This window comes from Bacteroidota bacterium, assembly GCA_039821555.1.
Taxonomy (GTDB): domain Bacteria; phylum Bacteroidota; class Rhodothermia; order Rhodothermales; family Rubricoccaceae; genus JBCBEX01.
The window spans coordinates 1-17,967 of sequence record JBCBNX010000028.1 but is presented as its reverse complement, the minus strand read 5'-3'; the positions used below and the strand labels follow the sequence as shown (position 1 = coordinate 17,967).

16 protein-coding genes and 1 tRNA gene are annotated in these 17,967 nt (G+C 68.1%); 7 read left to right on the top strand and 10 right to left on the bottom strand.

What is annotated here, in order from left to right; all coding sequences use genetic code 11:
- Nucleotides 1–3: 3 nt before the first annotated feature.
- From ccoG to AAFU51_17755, 3 genes are all read right to left on the bottom strand, one after another.
- A complete protein-coding gene (ccoG, locus tag AAFU51_17765; protein ID MEO1573101.1) occupies nt 4–1,458 on the bottom strand; it encodes a cytochrome c oxidase accessory protein CcoG in 1,455 nt (484 codons plus the stop codon).
- Nucleotides 1,459–1,661: 203 nt separating this feature from the next.
- Entirely contained in the window at nt 1,662–2,813 is a 1,152-nt protein-coding gene (locus tag AAFU51_17760) for a Na/Pi symporter (protein MEO1573100.1), read from the bottom strand.
- Nucleotides 2,814–2,934: 121 nt separating this feature from the next.
- Entirely contained in the window at nt 2,935–3,594 is a 660-nt protein-coding gene (locus AAFU51_17755) for a PhoU domain-containing protein (GenBank protein ID MEO1573099.1), read from the bottom strand.
- A gap of 197 nt (nt 3,595–3,791) precedes the next feature.
- Between AAFU51_17755 and AAFU51_17750 the strand changes: the two genes are divergently transcribed.
- The 4 genes from AAFU51_17750 to AAFU51_17735 all read left to right on the top strand — a co-directional run bounded on the left by AAFU51_17750 (nt 3,792) and on the right by AAFU51_17735 (nt 7,666).
- On the top strand, nt 3,792–4,271 hold the full coding sequence (locus tag AAFU51_17750) for a GNAT family N-acetyltransferase (protein ID MEO1573098.1): 480 nt from the start codon (nt 3,792–3,794) through the stop codon (nt 4,269–4,271).
- Nucleotides 4,268–4,831 carry an isoprenylcysteine carboxylmethyltransferase family protein gene (locus AAFU51_17745; GenBank protein ID MEO1573097.1) on the top strand — a complete coding sequence of 188 codons (564 nt, stop codon included), beginning with the start codon at nt 4,268–4,270 and terminating at the stop codon, nt 4,829–4,831. The genes AAFU51_17750 and AAFU51_17745 overlap by 4 nt, the downstream gene beginning before the upstream one ends.
- A gap of 90 nt (nt 4,832–4,921) precedes the next feature.
- Nucleotides 4,922–4,994: transfer RNA gene (locus tag AAFU51_17740), tRNA-Glu, on the top strand.
- A gap of 104 nt (nt 4,995–5,098) precedes the next feature.
- Complete coding sequence (locus AAFU51_17735) at nt 5,099–7,666, top strand: serine/threonine-protein kinase (GenBank protein ID MEO1573096.1); 2,568 nt, start codon at nt 5,099–5,101, stop codon at nt 7,664–7,666.
- A 37-nt stretch (nt 7,667–7,703) separates the two neighbouring features.
- On the opposite strand, the gene AAFU51_17730 is transcribed toward AAFU51_17735, so the two are convergent.
- The 5 genes from AAFU51_17730 to AAFU51_17710 form a co-directional block, all read right to left on the bottom strand.
- Nucleotides 7,704–8,438: a hypothetical protein gene (locus AAFU51_17730; protein MEO1573095.1), complete on the bottom strand. Its 735-nt coding sequence runs from the start codon at nt 8,436–8,438 to the stop codon at nt 7,704–7,706.
- Nucleotides 8,439–8,572: 134 nt separating this feature from the next.
- A complete protein-coding gene (locus AAFU51_17725) occupies nt 8,573–10,117 on the bottom strand; it encodes a sigma-54 dependent transcriptional regulator (protein ID MEO1573094.1) in 1,545 nt (514 codons plus the stop codon).
- 318 nt (nt 10,118–10,435) lie between these two features.
- The gene (locus AAFU51_17720) at nt 10,436–11,644 is read right to left on the bottom strand and encodes a HAMP domain-containing sensor histidine kinase (protein ID MEO1573093.1); all 1,209 of its coding nucleotides are present in this window, start codon (nt 11,642–11,644) and stop codon (nt 10,436–10,438) included.
- 49 nt (nt 11,645–11,693) lie between these two features.
- On the bottom strand, nt 11,694–12,188 hold the full coding sequence (locus tag AAFU51_17715; protein ID MEO1573092.1) for a Rab family GTPase: 495 nt from the start codon (nt 12,186–12,188) through the stop codon (nt 11,694–11,696).
- A gap of 48 nt (nt 12,189–12,236) precedes the next feature.
- The gene (locus tag AAFU51_17710; GenBank protein MEO1573091.1) at nt 12,237–13,079 is read right to left on the bottom strand and encodes an energy transducer TonB; all 843 of its coding nucleotides are present in this window, start codon (nt 13,077–13,079) and stop codon (nt 12,237–12,239) included.
- A gap of 181 nt (nt 13,080–13,260) precedes the next feature.
- On the opposite strand from AAFU51_17710, the gene AAFU51_17705 reads away from it, so the two are divergent.
- Nucleotides 13,261–13,497 carry a hypothetical protein gene (locus AAFU51_17705; protein ID MEO1573090.1) on the top strand — a complete coding sequence of 79 codons (237 nt, stop codon included), beginning with the start codon at nt 13,261–13,263 and terminating at the stop codon, nt 13,495–13,497.
- A 52-nt stretch (nt 13,498–13,549) separates the two neighbouring features.
- Here the strand turns inward: AAFU51_17705 and mgtE are convergent, their stop codons facing one another.
- Nucleotides 13,550–14,932, bottom strand: coding sequence for a magnesium transporter (gene mgtE, locus AAFU51_17700; GenBank protein ID MEO1573089.1), 1,383 nt, complete (start codon nt 14,930–14,932; stop codon nt 13,550–13,552).
- Nucleotides 14,933–15,337: 405 nt separating this feature from the next.
- Here mgtE and AAFU51_17695 point away from each other — a divergent pair, with 405 nt between their 5' ends.
- A complete protein-coding gene (locus AAFU51_17695) occupies nt 15,338–16,021 on the top strand; it encodes a TIGR00730 family Rossman fold protein (GenBank protein MEO1573088.1) in 684 nt (227 codons plus the stop codon).
- 247 nt (nt 16,022–16,268) lie between these two features.
- The gene (locus tag AAFU51_17690; GenBank protein ID MEO1573087.1) at nt 16,269–17,288 is read left to right on the top strand and encodes a hypothetical protein; all 1,020 of its coding nucleotides are present in this window, start codon (nt 16,269–16,271) and stop codon (nt 17,286–17,288) included.
- Nucleotides 17,289–17,428: 140 nt separating this feature from the next.
- Here AAFU51_17690 and AAFU51_17685 read toward each other — a convergent pair whose 3' ends face one another.
- The gene (locus AAFU51_17685) at nt 17,429–17,575 is read right to left on the bottom strand and encodes a hypothetical protein (protein ID MEO1573086.1); all 147 of its coding nucleotides are present in this window, start codon (nt 17,573–17,575) and stop codon (nt 17,429–17,431) included.
- Nucleotides 17,576–17,967 lie beyond the last annotated feature (392 nt).

Here is a 17,967-nt window from a genome sequence, read left to right as displayed (position 1 = left end):
CACTCATTCAGAAGGGCCGAGCAGGACGTACTCGACCTCCTCGACGGTGCCGTCGTCGAAGTCGAGGGCGAAGCGGGCGGTGCGCTCGTCGTCGGTGGCGAAGGTGGCGGCGGGGACGACGACCCACACCTCGACGCGCTTCATCTCCTGCGGTGCGAGCGAGACGGGCTGCACACCCACGATGCGGAGCGTGGCGTTAGCGGGGTCGAGTGCGCGGATCTCGAAGGCCGCGTCGCGCGGGGTCTGGTTGCGGACGCGGAAGCGGAGGCGGTTGGCGACGGTGCCATCGGGGAGCTCGGTGAACGGCAAGCCGACGGTCCGCCCGACGTTCACGTCGTAGCTACCGCGCGTGGCGACGCCGACCGAGAGCGCCGTCACAAGCGCGGCGAAGAAGAGCGTGTAGAGCACCGTGCGCGGCCGCACGACGCGCGTCTTCTGGCCGTCGAGCGCGTGCTCCGAGGTGTAGCGGATGAGCCCGCGCGGCAGGTCCATCTTGTCCATGATGCTGTCGCAGGCGTCGATGCACTGGGTGCAGGCGATGCACTCCATCTGAAGCCCGTCGCGGATGTCGATGCCCGTCGGGCAGGTGCGGACGCAGGCGTAGCAGTCGACGCAGTCGCCGAGCGCCTCGCCGGTCTTCTTGTCGAGGCGCGTGCCGTCCGGCTGCTTCTTGCCCTTGCCGCGCGCCTCGCCGCGGGTGAAGTCATAGGACACGATGAGCGAGTCCTCGTCCATCAGCACCGACTGGAAGCGGGCGTACGGGCACGCGATGGTGCACATCTGCTCGCGGAAGTAGCCAAAGTCGTAGAGGATGAGCGCCGACGTGCCGGCCATCATCACGAAGTAGCCCCAGTGCTCGCGCGGGTCGCCCTGCATGTAGGTGAGCAGCCGATCCCAACCGACGAAGTAGGACACAAAGACGTGGGCGAGAGCGACCGAGATGACCCCGTAGATGCCGAGCTTGAGCGCGCGCCGCCAGGCCCAGTCCGCCGTGCGCGGTCCCTCGTTGCGACGTTTGCGGACGTGCTCCGGGCCCTCGATCCAGCGCTCAATGGGACGGTAGAGAAACTCCAGGTAGACCGTTTGCGGGCAGCCCCAGCCGCACCACACGCGGCCGAGGAGTGCCGTGAGCAGAAACACCGAGACGAGGGCGCTCAGGCCGAAGAGCAGCAGGTAGAACGTGTCCGTCGGGTAGAACGTCGCGCCGAAGAGCGTGAACTCGCGCGCCATCACGTCGAGCAGGACGGCGGGCTTGCCGTTGATCTTGACGATGGGCAGCGCCACGAAGAACGCGATGAGCCCCCAGCCAAGCACCAGTCGGCGCTTCCAGAAGCGGCCTGTGCTCGGCGTCGGGTAGAGCCACTTGCGCTTGCCGTCGCTGCGCAGCGTGGTGAGCACCTCCTCAGGCGACTCGAGGATGCCGACCTCGCCGGCATCGACGAACTGGGTTGCGGGCATGAGACGAGCCCCACGCGGGGGCGCTGGACGACGAAACGGTGGGAGCCGGGCCTATAGCGCAGGATGTCAGGCGCAGGGCGCCGGCTCGCGAAACGGTGGCACACGCAATAACCAACACGGGCCGCCGCATCCGCGACGGCCCGTTGCCGTGTGCCCCGTGAGGGACCTCTGTTCGTCTCCGTAGGGGAATTCCCCACGCGGCTCTACAAGATGAGAAACTCCAGCAGGAGCGGTAGCGCGTAGAACAGGCCCACGATGTAGGCGATGGCATAGAGCCGGTTCTTGAACGCCAGCTCGCCCACGAACTCCGCCATCCGGATTGGCACCTCGCGGAGGAACGGGATGGGGTAGATGAGCACGATGCCGAAGATGTTGAACAGCAGGTGCGCGAGCGCAATGGTCAACCCGGCGGCCGCCGCTGGCTCTCCGCTCGACACGGCCACGAGCGCGGCCAGCATCGCCGTCCCCGTCGTGCCGATGTTTGCACCGAGCGTGTAGGGGAAGATCTGCCGGACCGTCAGGATGCCCGCACCCACGAGCGGGATCACGATGGACGTGGACACCGACGAGCTCTGCACCATGAACGTAATCACCACGCCGCAGAGCATCGCCACGATGGGGGCACCGAAGATGTACTTGTGCAGCAGGCCTTCGGAGCGGCCCAGCACGAGCGCCTTCAGGATCTTGACGAGGAAGCGCAGCGAGAGGAAGAGCCCCGCCAAGCCGACGATCGCCATGAGCCAGGGGATCTCACCTAGGCCCGACGCGATCAGCTCCGCCACGAGTTCGAACGGCGTGTCGCCCGGCTCACCCGAGTCGACGCCCGGGAGCGCGTCAGCGAGGGCTTTGGCAGGCGTCGAGATGACGTCGAAGAGCACCTCCAGCGGGAGCAGGATGAGCACGGCCATCCAGTTGAAGAAGTCGTGGACGGTCGCGCCTGCCATGGCGCGCTTGAACTCGTCGGGCCGCGTGATGTGGCCCATCGAGACGATCGTGTTCGTGACGGTCGTGCCGATGTTGGCACCCATGATGACCGGCACGGCGTTCTCGATCGAGAGCGTGCCCGCGGCCACGAGCGTCACCACGAGCGAGGTCGTCGTCGACGAGCTCTGCACGAGCGAGGTGACGAGGATGCCCGTGATGAGCGCCAGGATGGGCGTGTTGGTCGCCTTCTCGAGCATGCCCCGCAGGTCGAAGGTGCCGCCGAGCGACTTGATGCCGTCGCCCATGACCTCCAGACTGACGACGAACAGAAACAGCACCCCGGCGAGGGCGAGCAGGTTGAGCCACGTCGACGCGCCGCCGCCGCTGCTGGGGGCGGGCGCCTGCGAGACCGGCGGGGTCGTGGGTTCCATCGAGGTTTGGTCCTTAGTGGCTTGGTCCTTTGATAGTGCTGGCTGGATGCACGTCTGTGAGGCCGGAGTCGGTCACGGCCCCGGCCAGCGCCCGGAGACCCGCGCCCAGCAAACCGAGTCGCTACTCGTCGTCGCCGTCGGGGCCTTCGCGGAGGCGATCGAAGGGACGTACCACGGCCGAGGCGATGGCCGCCAGGTGCGCGGCTGTGCGGAAGTGCAGGCGGGCCGCGATGCCCAGGGCGAGCGCGTCGGCCACCTGCACGTCGTCGGCTTTGGCGAGGGCGGCCACGAACGCCTCCACGCGCTGCCGGATCTCGGCGGCGGTCTGCATCGCAGCCTCGGCCGCGCCCTGGTCGCTGTCGGCAAAGGCGGTGCGGACGGGGCCGAAGAGCGCCTGCACGTCGGCGCTGATGCTGCGCAGCGTCTCGGCGCGCGGACCTGCGAGCGGCACGCCGGTGAGGTCGGCGACCTTCGCCAGCGACTTCGCGAGGTCGCCGGTGCGCTCAGCATCCTGCACCACAGACGCAATGGTGAGGCTCAGCGGCACCTCCGCCTCGCCGCCCAGGGCGAGGTGGCTCAGCACCGCCCGCTGCACCTGCCGTTCGAGCTCGTTGACGGCCTGATCGGCCGCGTCGAGGTCGGTGAGCGGAGCGCCGTCGAGGACGTGCCCGGCGGCGGCCTCGAACATCTGGGCGGTCGCGGCCAGCATGGCGTCCATATGGCGCAGGCTCTCGGTGACGAGCGCAGGCTGCTGGTGGGTAAAGAGGTCAAAAAAGCCCATCGGGCGCAGAGGTGGGGGAGCGGAACGGAACCGTACAAGTAAACGGCCCGCGACAACCACAGACGTTACGCGAGTGTTACCGGCCCTACTACGGAAGCGAATTACCGCACGATTTACACTGGATCGCCGCTCGTCGCATGGGCCTAGCTCCACCTGCCTCCTCTTCTCCCCGTTTTTCGGTGTTCCTTCGCCCGGCCGTGTCCCCGTTCCGCCACGCCACCGCTGCCGACCTTCCTGCGCTCGCCACGCTCTACCGTGACGCCGTGCTCGCTGCTGGACCGCTTGCCTATGCCCCAGCGCAGGTCGCCGCCTGGGCCGCGTTTGCCGACGAGCCAGCGTTTGAGGCGTTTCTTCTCGGCCCGGAGACGCTCGTCGCTGAGGACGCGACGGGGCCGACGGGGTTTGCCGGGTGGCGGCCCGACGGGCACGTCGCCTCGCTCTACGTGCGGCCCGACCGGACGCGCCGGGGCCTGGGCCTGCGCCTCCTCGTCGCCGTGATCGAGCGGGCACGGGCTGCGGGCGTCGCTCGCCTGCACTCCGAGGCAAGCGTCTTCAGCCGCCCGGTCTTCGAACGCGCAGGCTTCCTGCTCTTGGGCACCGAGGTGGTTGAGCGGCGCGGCGCCACCTTCACGCGCTACCTTGTCGCGCTCGAACTCACGCCCCCACGCTCGCCGTGACCACCCAGCTACTGTTCACGTTCCTCGTGCTCGCCGTCGCGGCTCAGCGCATCGCGGAGGTGCGGCTGAGCAAGCGCCACGAGGCGACGCTGCGCGCCGAGGGCGGCTACGAGGTCGGCCACGCGCACTTCCGCTGGATGCAAGCGCTGCACACGTCCTGGTTTGTGGTGATGCTCGCCGAGGTCTGGCTCCTCGACCGCCCGTTCATTCCGTGGCTCTTCGGCGTCGCGCTCGTGGTCACGCTGCTCGGGCAGACGCTCCGCTATGCAGCGATCCGCACGCTCGGCGACCGGTGGACGGTGACGATTTGGGTCCTCCCGGACGCGCCCCCGGTGACGGGCGGCATCTACCGCTACGTGCGCCACCCCAACTACCTCGGCGTAATCCTCGAACTCGTGGCCGTGCCGCTGCTGCACACGGCCTGGCTGACCGCGCTCGTGTGGTCCCTGCTCAACGCCTGGATGCTGCGCGTCCGCATCCGCGCCGAAGAAGCCGCGCTGGAGGACGCCAACCGGTACACGGAGTCGTTCGGCGGGACGAGCCGGTTCCTGCCTAGCTGACCGCGCTGACCCGTCGTAGTGTGGCGAGCGCATGAAATGCGAGCCCCCGACGGAACGAAGGTAGTGAGCCCGTCATATTTTCCAGTCCCTGCCGCGTTCGTCTAGGGGTCCAGGACGCCGGCCTCTCACGCCGGTAACACGGGTTCAAATCCCGTACGCGGTACTCCCGAAACGCCGTCGCACCTCTCGTGCGGCGGCGTTTTTCGTGGGGTGAGCGGCACACCGGGGTAAGTTCGCCCCGCCGACTCACCTGCTCGGACCGCCCTCATGCCCGACAACCGCTGGCAGCTTCTGGAGCGACTCCTTGACGAGGCCGCCGCGCTCGGCCCGTCGGAGCGGGCGGCGTATCTAGACGCGGCCTGCCCGGATGCAGAGCTACGCGCCGAGGTCGAGTCGCTGCTCGCCGCCGAGGAAGGCGCAGGCGGCTTTTTCTCCGACCTCGGTGGCGCCATCGCCGAGGGCGGCGCGATGCAAGCAGCGCTCACCGAAACGCTCGTAGGCACCCAGATCGGGCGCTGGCACGTCGACGCCTCGCTCGGCCAGGGCGGCATGGGCACCGTCTATCGCGTCACGCGTGCCGACGGCGTCGTGGAGCAGACCGCCGCGCTGAAGCTGCTCGACTCGATCCGCCCGGACGTGGTAGCCCGCTTCGCGCAGGAGCGGCAGATCCTCGCCCGGCTGGACCACCCCGGCCTCGCTCGCCTCCTCGACGGCGGGGCGACAGCAGAGGGGCGGCCGTACCTGGTGATGGAGTACGTGGACGGCGTGCCGATCACCAACTACGCGGCCGCGCACCGGCTCGGCGTCGAGGCGCGCGTGGCCCTGATGGCCGAGGTCTGCGCAGCGGTGCAGGCCGCGCACCAGCGGCTCGTGGTCCACCGCGACCTCAAGCCGTCGAACATCTTTGTCCAGGCGACGGGCACCGACCAATCCAGCGGCAATGACACGCCGACGCGTACCCCTGTCGCCCGCGTGAAGCTGCTCGACTTCGGCATCGCCAAGCTCCTCGCCGACGACGACGCGGCACTGCGCACGCAGACCGAGCAACGCCTCCTGACGCCCGCCTACGCTGCCCCCGAGCAACTCGACGGCGGCGCGATCTCGACCGCCACCGACGTCTACGCGCTCGGCGTGGTGCTCTACGAACTGCTCACCGGCCAGCGCCCCTTCGAAGCGGCGACGCCGAGCGCTCTGGCTGTAGCCCAATTGCAGGGTGACGCCCGCCGCCCCAGCACCGTCACCGCGACCGGCTCCGACGCCCGCCTCGCCGAGGTCGGCCTTCCCGGCGTGCAGCCGCTCCGCCGCGCGCTCCGCGGCGACCTCGACGCGATCTGTCTGAAGGCGCTCCGCCGCGATCCCAACGCCCGCTATCCCTCGGTCGAGGCCTTTCACGACGACCTGCTGCGGACGCTGGACGGCCGTCCGGTAGCGGCACGCGACGGCGCGACAGCGTACCGAGTCGGGCGCTTCGTGCGACGGCACGCGCTCGCGGTGTCGTTCGCCGTCGTGGCGGTGCTCGCGCTCGTGGGCGGGCTGGGCGTCGCCCTGTGGCAGGCGCAGGTCGCCGCGTCGGAAGCGGAGATCGCTCGGGAGCAAGCTCGGCGCGCCGAGGCCACCGTGGCGTTCATGACCGGCCTCTTCGAGAGCGTCGGGCCCGAGGAGGCGCGGGGGCGCGCGCTGGCGCCCGCCGACCTCGTCGCCCGCGGCCGCGCCCAGATCGATGCGCTCGACACGCAGCCCAGCGTCCAGGGCGAACTCCTCGCCGTGATGGGCCGCCTCTACCAGAGCCTCGGCCTCTATGCCGCCGCCGACTCGCTCCACACCGAGGCGCTGGCCCTCCGCCGTAGGCTCCTCGGCCCCGAGCACCCGGACGTGGCCGAGAGCCTCTTCGACCGGGCCGCCGCGCTGTTCATCCTCCGCGACTTCAGCGCCGCCGACTCGCTCCACCGCCGCGCCTACGCGCTTCGTGCCGCGCAGCTTGCGCCGGAGGACCCGCGCCTGTTGGAGAGCATTGTCGCCCTCGCTATGAGTGCGTCCAACTTCTACGACCATGCCCGCGCCGACTCGCTCTACACGGCGGCGCTGGAGCGGTGGGACGGCCCGACCTGGGAGCGGCACCCCGCCCGCCTGAGCGCGCTCGTGGGCCGCGCGACGCTCCTGCTCGACGAGCAGCGCCCCGCCGACGCGGAGCGACTTTTCCGCTCCGCGCTCCCGCTGCTCACCGAGACGCGCGGGGCCGACCATCCCGACGTGGCCGACGTGCACTATAACCTCGGCGAGGCGCTTGCGGCCCAGGACCGTAACCTGGAGGCACTGGGGGCCCACCGCCGCGCGCTCGACCTCTATCGCCACCTCCACGGCGACGCTCACGACCTCGTTGCGACGAGCCTCTATCGCCTTGCTGGGATCGAGGAACGCACCGGCGGCCTGGCAGCCGCAGAGACCCACTACCAGGAGGCCGCAGCCGTCTACGCGGAGACCCTCGGGCGGGACCACCCCTGGTCTGCTTACCCGCTCATCGCCCTCGCCCGGCTCCTCCAGCGCGAGAACCGTCTCGCCGATGCCCTTGCCGCTCTCAACGAGGCTCGCACGATCTACCTAGCCGCCGACCTCAATCACCCCGATAGCCGCATGGCCACGCTCGACCTGCAAGCGGGACGCGTGCTCCACGACCTTGGGCAGTACCGAGAGGCGCGGATCCGACTCACCGACAGCCGACGCAGCTACCGCGCACAACTCGCGGACGCCCAATCGGATGCCGACACCGCCGCCGTCGCTCAGGCCCAAGTCCAACTCGACGCCATCGAGACGCGACTCGCCGCGCTCCCGGAATAGGAACGCGGCGAGCCAGCGGCGGTCGTCGTTCGGTCGCTCAGTCGGTGTCGCGGGGCGGCTCGCACTTGCAGCCAGTGCGCGGGCACCTCGGCTTTGCGAGGGTACCGAACGTGCGCAGCGTGACGTCGAGGCGCGCGGCGGGGCCCCGGCACGACTCGCAGGTCACGAACTGTAGGGCCAGCACCGACTGCCTGCGGTTTGTCACGGAGGACTCGACGGCGAAGTAGGCGTTGGGATAGTAGGTCGGGACAGCTACCTGCGCGGCGCCAGGCTCCGGTGGCGGCGGGCAACGGCGGGCAAAGTCAAAGCCGTCGGATGCCTTCGCGTAGAGGTCGGCCTCCACCGCGGCTATACCGAGCGCGACGAGGTCGAGGCCGTGCTCACTGGCGAGCGCGTCGGCCTGCTCGGACAGGGCGTGGCACGCTTCGGCCCCCTCGCCGAGGTCAGCGCAGAAGGCTTCGCGGGCCGCTTGGAGGTCGATCTCCTCGGCGTAGGCTCCCGGCACAAAGTGCGCAAGCAGTGCCGGGCCGCGCACCTCTGCCGCTGCGTACTGCAGGTCGTAGTAGAACGCTTCCGCTTCGGCGCTCCCGTTCAGGTCGTCGGCCGTTGCCGCGAGCGGGTCGCCGCCTACGCTGGCCACCGTCGTCACAGCACCGGGGCCCACAGGCACCGCGTCCGCGTCGAGTTGTGCTAGCTCGCAGCCTACGAGGCCTAAAGCCATCAGCGCCGCAGCATAGACATACGAGGCGGGGGAGAAACGAATCGAGGGCATGGCTTCCACCAGAGAGGCTACGAAAACGAAAGGGACAGGGACACAGCCGCTCTCCACCTCCATCACGCAACGCGTCCTCGTCTGGGATCAGCCTGGTCCGACTTTTCTCGCGGTCGCCCTCGCTAGGCGTCGTGCTAGGCGTCGTGCTTGCCCCTGCGGCGCGGGCCCGAGTTGGGCCGCGGTCCGCCCCAGGTGCGCCCACCCATCAGATCGTAGCGCTTGAGCATGCGGTAGACCGATGAGCGCGACACGTCGAGGGCTTGCACAATGTCTTCCACCACGCCCTCGCAGACGTCGTGGGCGTGCAGGAAGGCGGTCCGCTGCACCTCTTCCATCGTGGGCAACTCGTCTACCGTTGTGCCGTCACGAAGCAGCGCCGCCGCTGAAGGGCGCGGCTCGACAGGAATGGCTGCCGTAGCGCGCTGAACGGAGTGCTCTGCCTCCACGTTGAGCTTCGAGGGCGCTACGTGCAGTTGCACGGGCTCCTCCTGCAGCATCAAGTCAGACGGCTCGATGACGGGGTCGTCTGTCAACAGCGCTGCGCGCTCCACCGTGCTCTTGAGCTCCCGCACGTTGCCCGGCCACCGGTAGGTGAGGAGCGTCCGGCGCGTGGCGGGCGAAAACGTGCGCCCAGTCACGTCTGGGTGCTGCTCCGCAAAGGCGCGCAGGAAGTGCTCGGCTAGAAGCAGGATGTCGGCACCGCGTTCGCGCATCGGCGGCAGCGCGACCGGAAACTGGCAGAGGCGGTAGAACAGGTCTTCCCGGAACGCGCCGTCGTTGACCATCTGCTCCAGGTCGCGATGGGTGGCAGCGATCACGCGCACGTCAACGCGCAGCGTCTGATAGCCCCCGACGCGCCGCAGCGACCCATCCTGCAGGACGCGCAGCAGCTTCGCCTGCAAGTCTGGCGCGAGGTCGCCGATCTCGTCGAGGAAGAGCGTCCCCCCGTCGGCGAGCTCGAAGACCCCGCGGCGGCGGGTAAGCGCGCCCGTGAACGCTCCCTTCTCGTGGCCGAAGAACTCCGACTCCATCAACTCACGCGGGATGGCGGCGCTGTTGACCACCACGAACGGCGCCGCGGCCCGGGCCGAGCTGTGATGGATCGCCTCGGCGACGAGTTCTTTTCCGGTGCCGCTCTCCCCCAGAATGGTCACGGCGAGGTCGCCGCGCGTGGCCTTCTCGATGGTGCGGTAGACCTCCACCATGGCCTCGCTCGAACCGATGAGCTGCGGCCCATCAGGCGGGAGCGTGACCCGGCGACGGAGCGCCTCCAGACGGGCGGCTGTGCGTCGACGGTCTGCCACTTGGCGCACCACCAACGGAGCCTTCACCATGTCGTCCTGCGCTTTCGTGAGGTAGTCGTGCGCACCGAGCTCGATGGCATCGAGCGCGACGCGGATGGTCGTCTGTGCGGACACCATCACTACGGGCAGCCCAGGGCGGGCGAGCTTCAGCCGCCGAAGTACCTCCAGCCCATCGAGGCCCGGCATCGACACGTCCAGGAAGACGAGCGCGGGGTCTACGCCCGCATCGACGGCGGCGAGCAGGGCCTCGCCCGATCCAAAGGTTTCCACCTGCGTCTCCTCCCCTTCGAGCGCGTCGATGGCCGTGCGGACTCTACGGGAAAACAGGGTGGCATAGTCGGGATCGTCGTCGGCGATGAGGACGCGAAGCGGCATGAGGGGGCGTGGCTGGAACGCACCGCCAGGATGAGACGAGCGGGAGCGCAGGGTGGTAGTTCGGCTCGGGGCAGATCACCGTCGAGGTAGACCGTCCCGACTCGTCAAGACACCTCGGCACCACGGATCTAACTCCTTGGGCGACCATGCTGTCTTAGAAGGCGCAACCGGCGGCACGTGCGTGTGCGGGGTGGACGCCACGAAGGACGTGGCTCAGCGAGCCAGCCTGCGCGTGACGTCCCTGGGTGGGGCCTCCAATCTACGACTGAGCCCTCTGCTTTTAGCCATTGCCTTGCACTCGCCGAGCGTAGTTCCGATCTATCGACTAGATCCAGCGAGAGGGATCGCCTGTGCGGGCCTGTCCAACCGCACTTGGAACCGCGCGCCGCCACCCGGAGCGTCGAGCACCCCCACATCGCCGCCCCACGCCTTCACCGCGATGCGACAAAAGTAGAGGCCAAGTCCTGCTTTGCCAGGCCGACCGCCGACCTGGCTGAACGCCTGGAAGAGGAACGGGCGGATGCTCTCTGGCACACCCGGACCCGCATCGTCGACGGTGAGCCACACGGCCTCGGCGTCGCGGCGTAGGGTCACGGTGACTCCTGCATCGGTGGGCGTGTAGCGCAGGGCGTTGTCCAGCAGGTTGTAGACGACCCGTTCGAGACGGTTCTCCTCGGCCACGACAGGACAGGCTTCGTCTGCTCCCACCATGGCGAGCGCCTGCTGCCGCGTCCGCGCTCGTGGCTCCAGCGCCTCGACGACGCGACGTACGACGAGCGCTGCGTCGCACGCCAGGCCCGTGCGGTCTGCGGCAGGGTTGAACGCATCCACCTCCGCGCGGAACACGTCCAGAATAGAGCGGATCATCTCGCGCATGCGGTCGGCCTGCCGCAGCGCGATGGTGAGGAGTTGTTGCGTCGCCTCCGCCTCGGTCGCGCCGGCCTTGAGGTCGTCGTCGAGGAGCTGGAGCGCGCCGCGCACGCTCCCGAGCGGGTTGCCGAGGTCGTGGACGATGCAGTGCAGCAGCACCTCGCGGCGCTCGATCTCCCGCTGGATCCGCTGGCGGTCAAGCGCTTCCTGACGGGCCGACTGGAAGACCTGCTGCATGCCCGCGAAGTCGAGCGCCGGCGGTCCGATCAGCAGCAGTGCCCGGCCGTCGAGCGTGAGCGCCATCGCTTCGAGCGGCCGCTCGCGACCGTCCGGGGCCGTCTCCGTCCACGGACCCGACCGGAGCGGTTGGGCCGAGCCCGCCGCCCAGTGCGCCTCGGCGTCTAGCAGGAAGTTCTCCAGAAACAAAGACCTTGACGCCAAGTCGAGGCCGCTGTCTGGACGTCCAGGATCGCCGAAGAAGACATCGAACCACTCCGGCGGCAGGCCCACGCGAATGAACTGGCCGTCGGACCGCTCCAGAAGCGCCAGGTCCAGGCTCGCAGGTAGGGCGCGGGGAAGCGGTCGGAGGGGTAGCGATTCCTGAAACATGGCGGGGCGGCTGTAGACGCGCCGAGGCTGAAGGAGGACAGGGCGCATCGTCGCAGCGAGCACGGGGTCGCAGCAAGCATGGGCCCGCGTGGTAGTGCTAGCCGAGCATGCGCGCGGCGAGGTCGTGGAACGCCGCCTCCACGCCCTCGGCGCTCTTCGCGCTGGTGCGCCGCACCTCGTGTCCGGCCGCTTCCAGGGAGGCCATGCGCGCGTCGTCGAGTGACCACTCGGTGACGAGGTCGGCCTTGTTGAGCAGCATCAAGTAGGGTACGGCCCCGGTGACCCTCTGTGCCCGCTCGTGCAGATCGAGGGCATAGTCGAGCGTGGTGGGGCGCGTACCATCCGCCACCAGCAGGTAGCCTGCCGACCCGCGCAGGTAGGACATTTGCAGCTTCTGGAAGGAGTCCTCGCCGTTGAGATCCCACACCAAGAGTTCAACCCGCACCTCGCCAAGCAGCACGGCCTTCTTGTCGATCTTGACACCCAGCGTGGTGAGGTACTCGTCTGAGAAGATGCCCCGGACGAAACGGCGCGCGAGGCTGGTCTTGCCAACCGCTGACGTTCCGAGCAGGCAGAGTTTTTTGCGGATCATGCCGCAAGCTACGCCGCACCGTGGGCCTGCGCGTGGCGCCGGGCGTTCCTACCGGCGCTGCTGCGGTGGCGCCGCGTTGAAGGGGACCGGCCACACGTAGAGCACCTCGACGGTGTCGTTGGCCACCTTTCCCGGCTCGAAGCGCAGCGCGCCGATTGCCGTCAGCACGTTTTCGTTCAGGCCGCCGGGCAGCCCGATCAGGATCTCGCCGCACGTGGGAACGCCGTCCTCGCCGAGGATGAACCGGGAGAAGACCGTGCCCTGCACCTTCGCACCGCGCAGCGCGAGCGGATAGTCGAGCAATTCAGTGTAGAACTGCTGAATCGCCATCTCGCGCGTGGGGAGCAGCGAGGGCGACGTCTCGGGGACGGCGATGACCGTGTTGCCGTTGTCGGCCAGGCTGCCGCCTTCGTCGCGGACGCCCTCGGGGCAGGCGAGTCCTGTCGCTTGCGGCACGATGCGCGCGGGCCCGGACGCCGTGAACGGCGTGTCCTCACGGTACTCCCCGCCTAGCCCAACGAGCACGTCCGCGTAGGCCTTCCCCAGCCGCGCGGCGATGCCGGCCGCATGGAAATACGACGGGCGGTCGACAAACTCGCCGAAGCGCACGAGTGAGCCGTCGGCGTGGGGCACGATCTGGACGAGCAGCCGGTCGCTCGGCGTCTCGGTCGCAAGCGTGTCAGCCACGACGATGGCTTTGTTGAACAGGACGGCGTCCGCCATCTCCGCGAGGTCGTCCGGCGCGGCCTCGTAGACCGCTTCGAGATAGACGGGATAGCCCTGGAAGCGCCCGCCTTGGTCTTCGGTGTCCGCGCCACCGTTTGTAGACGCGCACCCGACCATCACGAGAGGGAGCGCGCAGGCAAGACGAACCAGAGACAGGAGACGCATAGACACGGGACGAGCGGATTGAGCGAAGGAGGAGACGAGACACCACGGTGCCGTCGAGAGAACGGACAACGGCACGGCGGTCGTGGGGCAAAAAGGTAGCACCCTCGATGTTTGTAGGAGGTTCGAGAACCCTACGGGACTTAACACTGTTATCTGGATTATGGTCTCTACCCTTCCTACCATGCTTCCTCGGTTCGCTACGGCGCTTCGCCACTTCCGTCCGCTCCATCATCCGCTCCAGGCCTTGCGGCAGGTCGCGGCGTGGCCGGGCCGCCGCCTCGTCGCCCTGCTAGCCGTGCCCCTGCCGCCGCTCGACCTCCGCCCGCGCGACATCGACCGCGAGTTGCAGCGCCGCAACGTGCGCTACCACATCGGGCCGGACGTGCACGCGCTCACGCAGTCGCTCTCGCCCAACTGAGGAGGCCCGGAGGCGACCCTACAGAAAGAGCGACCCTACAGAAAGAGCGACCCTACAGAAAGAGCACCGAGGCGATGGCGAAGTAGACGGCCAGCCCGAGAATGTCGTTCGAGACGGTGATGAACGGCCCCATGGCCAGCGCGGGGTCGATGCCCGCCTTCGCCAGCAGGAGCGGCACCGTCGCGCCAATGCACGTGGCGATGATGACCACGAGGAAGAGCGAGAGCGACACCGTCGCGGCGAGCGCCCCCCCTGCCCCTTCGACGAAGCCCGGCAGCACCAGCACGGCAACCCCGAGCACGACAGCCAGCACGACCCCGTTGAGCGTCGCCACGACAAGTTCTTTGCCGAGGCGGCGGAGCAGGTCCGAGCCCCATAGGTCGCCCGAGGCGAGGCCCTGCACGGCGATCGCGGCCGACTGGATGCCGGCGTTGCCCGCCATCGCCATCACGACCGGGATGAACACCGCAAGCACGGTCGCGCGCTCCAGGCTGCCCTCGAACCCCTTGATGACGAGCCCCGAGAGGAACGCGCCTACGAGACCGAGCAGCAGCCAGCCGAGCCGGCCCCGCGTGATTTGGAGCACCGACGCCGAGAGTTCCTCGTCGCCCGCGATGCCGCTGGCGCGCTGGAGGTCTTCCTCTGCCTCGTCGCGGATCACGTCCACGATATCGTCGATGGTGATGCGCCCCAGCAGCACGCCGTCTGTGGAAACGACGGGCAGCGCGATCAGGTCGTAGCGCTCCATGAGCCGCGCGACCTCTTCCTGGTCTTCGTCGGGCTCGGTCGTGACGATGTCGGTGATCATGAGGTCGCGCACCGGCCGCCCCTCGCGGGCGAGCAGGAGCCGCTTGAGCGGGACGATCCCCTGGAGCCGCCGCCGCGCATCTACGACATAGACGGCGTAGACCTGGTCGACCTCCTCTGCGCAGGCGCGCACCGCCTCCGTGGCCTCGGCGACCGTGGCGTCCTCGTTGACGACCACATAGTCGACCTCCATGAGGCCACCGGCCGTCTCCTCGTCGTAGCCGAGGAGGTGCTCCACCTCGGCCCGATCTTCGAGCTGCGGCAGCACGCGCGCGAAGACGTCGGCGGGCAGGTCCGCGATCACGTCCGCCGCATCGTCCGTATCGATCTCGTCGATGAGCGCCACCAGTTCAGCGGGCGACACCTCGTCGAGAAGGTCGGCGCGGTAGGCCGACTCCAACTCGGGGAGAACGAGGCCACCACGCTCGGTGGGGAGCCATCCGAGGAGCGTCTGGCTCTGCTCAGGTGGCAGGTGGCTCATCAGCTGAGCGAGGTCAGCCGGGTGCAAATCCACGGCCAGTGTGCGCACCATGGCCGCCTGCCCATCCTCGATGAGCGCGCGCACGTTCTCGACGAGTTCCTCGTCGACATCGAGAGGCGCGTAGGTGAGATCGGCCGTATCGGGCATGGGCAGGCGAAGAGCGGTCAGCGGACGAGGCGGGAAGGGAGCCAGATTGAATGCGAGGCACGAGGATGGGTTCGTGACGAGCAGCCCCGCTCCGTGAATGCCGTCTTGTGAATGTAGACTCGTTCCAAATTTCCCGTCCGGGGGCCAACCGCGAGGAAAAGCGTGGCGACAGTCCGGCCGCGGCTGTATCCTGCCGGGGTTGCGTCACTGATGCCATTCCCAGCGTCTTGCCAGTCGCCCTCTGATCGCATCCCCTAGCCCCACCCCAAAGCGGAGGCCCATTCGGGTCTCCGTTTTTTGTGCCTGGTATTTTCCTGGGGCGCTCGCGCGCGCCGATCTCCCCCCAACCTATCCCACCTTTCCATGGAATCACCCCAGCCCACGCCCTTCCGCGCCCAACGCCCCATGACCCCTCGCGACCAGGAGAACTGGACGCGCTCGCAGAACCGAGACTCGTGGCTCGTCTTCCGCATCATGAGCGAGTTTGTGGAGGGCTTCTCGACCCTCGCCGAGACCGGCCCCAGCGTGACCGTCTTCGGTTCGGCGCGAACCAAGGAAGGCCAGCCTCACTACGAGATGGCACGGGCGCTCGGGCGCGAGCTAGCCAACGAGGGCTATGCGACGGTCACAGGCGGCGGGCCGGGCATCATGGAGGCGGCCAACCGCGGCGCCCACGAAGCCGGAGGCGTGTCGGTAGGCCTCAACATCATCCTCCCGTTCGAGCAGGGGTCCAATCCTTACATCGACCACGACAAGACGCTCTCCTTCGACTTCTTCTTCGTACGCAAGACGCTCCTCGTGAAGTACGCCCAGGGCATCGTGGTGATGCCGGGAGGCTTCGGCACCATGGACGAGTTGTTCGAGGCGCTCACGCTCATCCAGACGCACAAGGAGGCCCGCTTCCCGGTTATCCTAATGGGCGTGGACTATTGGTCGGGCCTCCTCGACTGGCTGCGCACCCACATGCTCGGTGCGGGCAACATTTCGCCCAAGGATCTCGACCTGTTCACCCTGACGGACGATCCCGCCGAAGCTGTCGCCCGGATTGTTCAGTTTTGCCAGGCCGAGGGCGTCGCCCCCAATTTTTAAGGGCCGCATCGGTTCTTTGTGCAACCTTCATCCGACCTCGGTGTCTTTTTGGTTGGTTGCACGAATACGTCCCGTTGGCCCGTTCAGAACCCGGAGTGCGTGTTACCTCGCTGCCCCGCATCGCGTCTTAGGGCACCGGGGTACCCCCTTTCCCCCTGACGTGGCACATCGTTGGCCGGATCCCTGCCCGGTGCGCTCCGTTTGACCACCGCTTCTCACTCCAGATCGCTAACAAATAGCTCCTTACATGTCCCGACTAGCTCTCCTGCTCCTGTTCGCTCTCGTCGCTGTGCCTGCCGTTGCGCAGTCCACGGAGGAGACCCCCATGGCCGACGCGGCCGAGATGACGGAGTCCGCTGAGATGGCCGATGAGGCCGCCCCTGCCGAAGGTGCCGCCGACGCCCGCACGGCCTACACCCAAAAGCTCGAAGAGGCGCAGGCCGTCGCTGAGGCAGACACGCCCGAAGGCTACCTTGAGGCCGCCAGCCTCTACCTGGAAGCGCGCGACATCGCGGCGGAGTCGGGCGACGACGAACTCGTTCCCTTCGCGGCTTCCGCCACGGAGAGCGCGGTAGCCTCCTACAAGAGCGCCGGCGATGCCTACAAGGCCGCCGCCGAGGCCGCTGGCGAGGACGAGGCTGCCGCAGCCACGGCCTACATGAGCGCTGCCGAGCAGTTCGTGCTAGCCGCCGACCTCACCTCGGGGCTGGACAACGCTGGCAACGAGGCAACCCTCCGCTACTTCGCCGGCGACGCCTACGCCGACGGGGGCGACTTCGAGAACGGCATGGCCCAGCTCAACACGGCCATCGAGCTCGCGCCAGAGGAGTACAACTTCCAGCTCGTCCGTGCCCAGGTGATGATGAAGTCGGGCGACATGGAAGGCGCGCAGACCTCGCTCAGCGAACTCATCGCCACGACCGAGGCGGCTGGCGAGTCGAGCGTGAACAGCATGGCGGGCCAGATGCTCGGCATGACCTACCTCCGCGCGGCCAATGCGCAGATCAAAGACAAGGACTACAGCGCTGGCATCGCCACCCTCGACGAGGCCACCCCGCTGCTCGGCGAGGACAACGAAACGCTCAACAAGCTCTACGCTGGTGCCTACTACCGCCTCGGTGCCGCCCAGGTGCAGAGCGAGAGCTTCGGCCCCGCTCAGTCGAACTTGGAGCAGGCCCTCGCCTACGCCCGCCGCGCAGGCATGGACCGCATCGTCGGTGCCGCCCAGCAGCAGCTCGACTACATCGCCGAGGTCTCGGGCAACTAAGCCCCGATGCTTAGGCCCCGACGCTGACGCGACCCGCTGAAACGCGAAACCGCCGCCTTCGGATGTCCCGAGGCGGCGGTTTCTTTATGCACGTGCCGACGGCGGTCGGCGGTGAGCGTACGGCCGTAAGGCGACTACTCCTACACCGTGTGGCGGCTCCCCATCCAGATCACGGCAATGAGGAACAGCACGGCGACCAGCACGCTCGCGATGGGCAGCCATTCAAGGCCGGTGCCCGTCGGGTAGGGCGGGTCTTTGAGGAGGAGGAGCACAGAAAGCAGCATCATGGAATGGTCAGGCTGAGGTGAGGCGGGGGCGGACAGCGCGAACATAGCCCATGCCTAGGAATCGGTTCCGATCCGGTCCGCGCATCGCCTCCTCCACGCCGAAGGTAGAGAGACGGATGCGCCTCCGCCGGCCCAAGCTCCTTAGCTGTAGCCGTTGCAAAAACTACCGGTTCGTGACATTATCAATGTCGATAGCAGCATCGGAAATCAGCACGAGGCGTTGAAACTTCAAGAGCTGAGAAGCACGGTAGCTAAATCCTTGATCGGTCGCGTTGAATGGCGCGCCCCCTGCATTCGGGTCCGTGAAGTCAGTCCCTCCCGCAACTAGGTGTCTCCCGCAACTAGGTGTCTCCCGCAACTAGGTGTCTCCCGCAACTAGGTGTCTCCCGCAA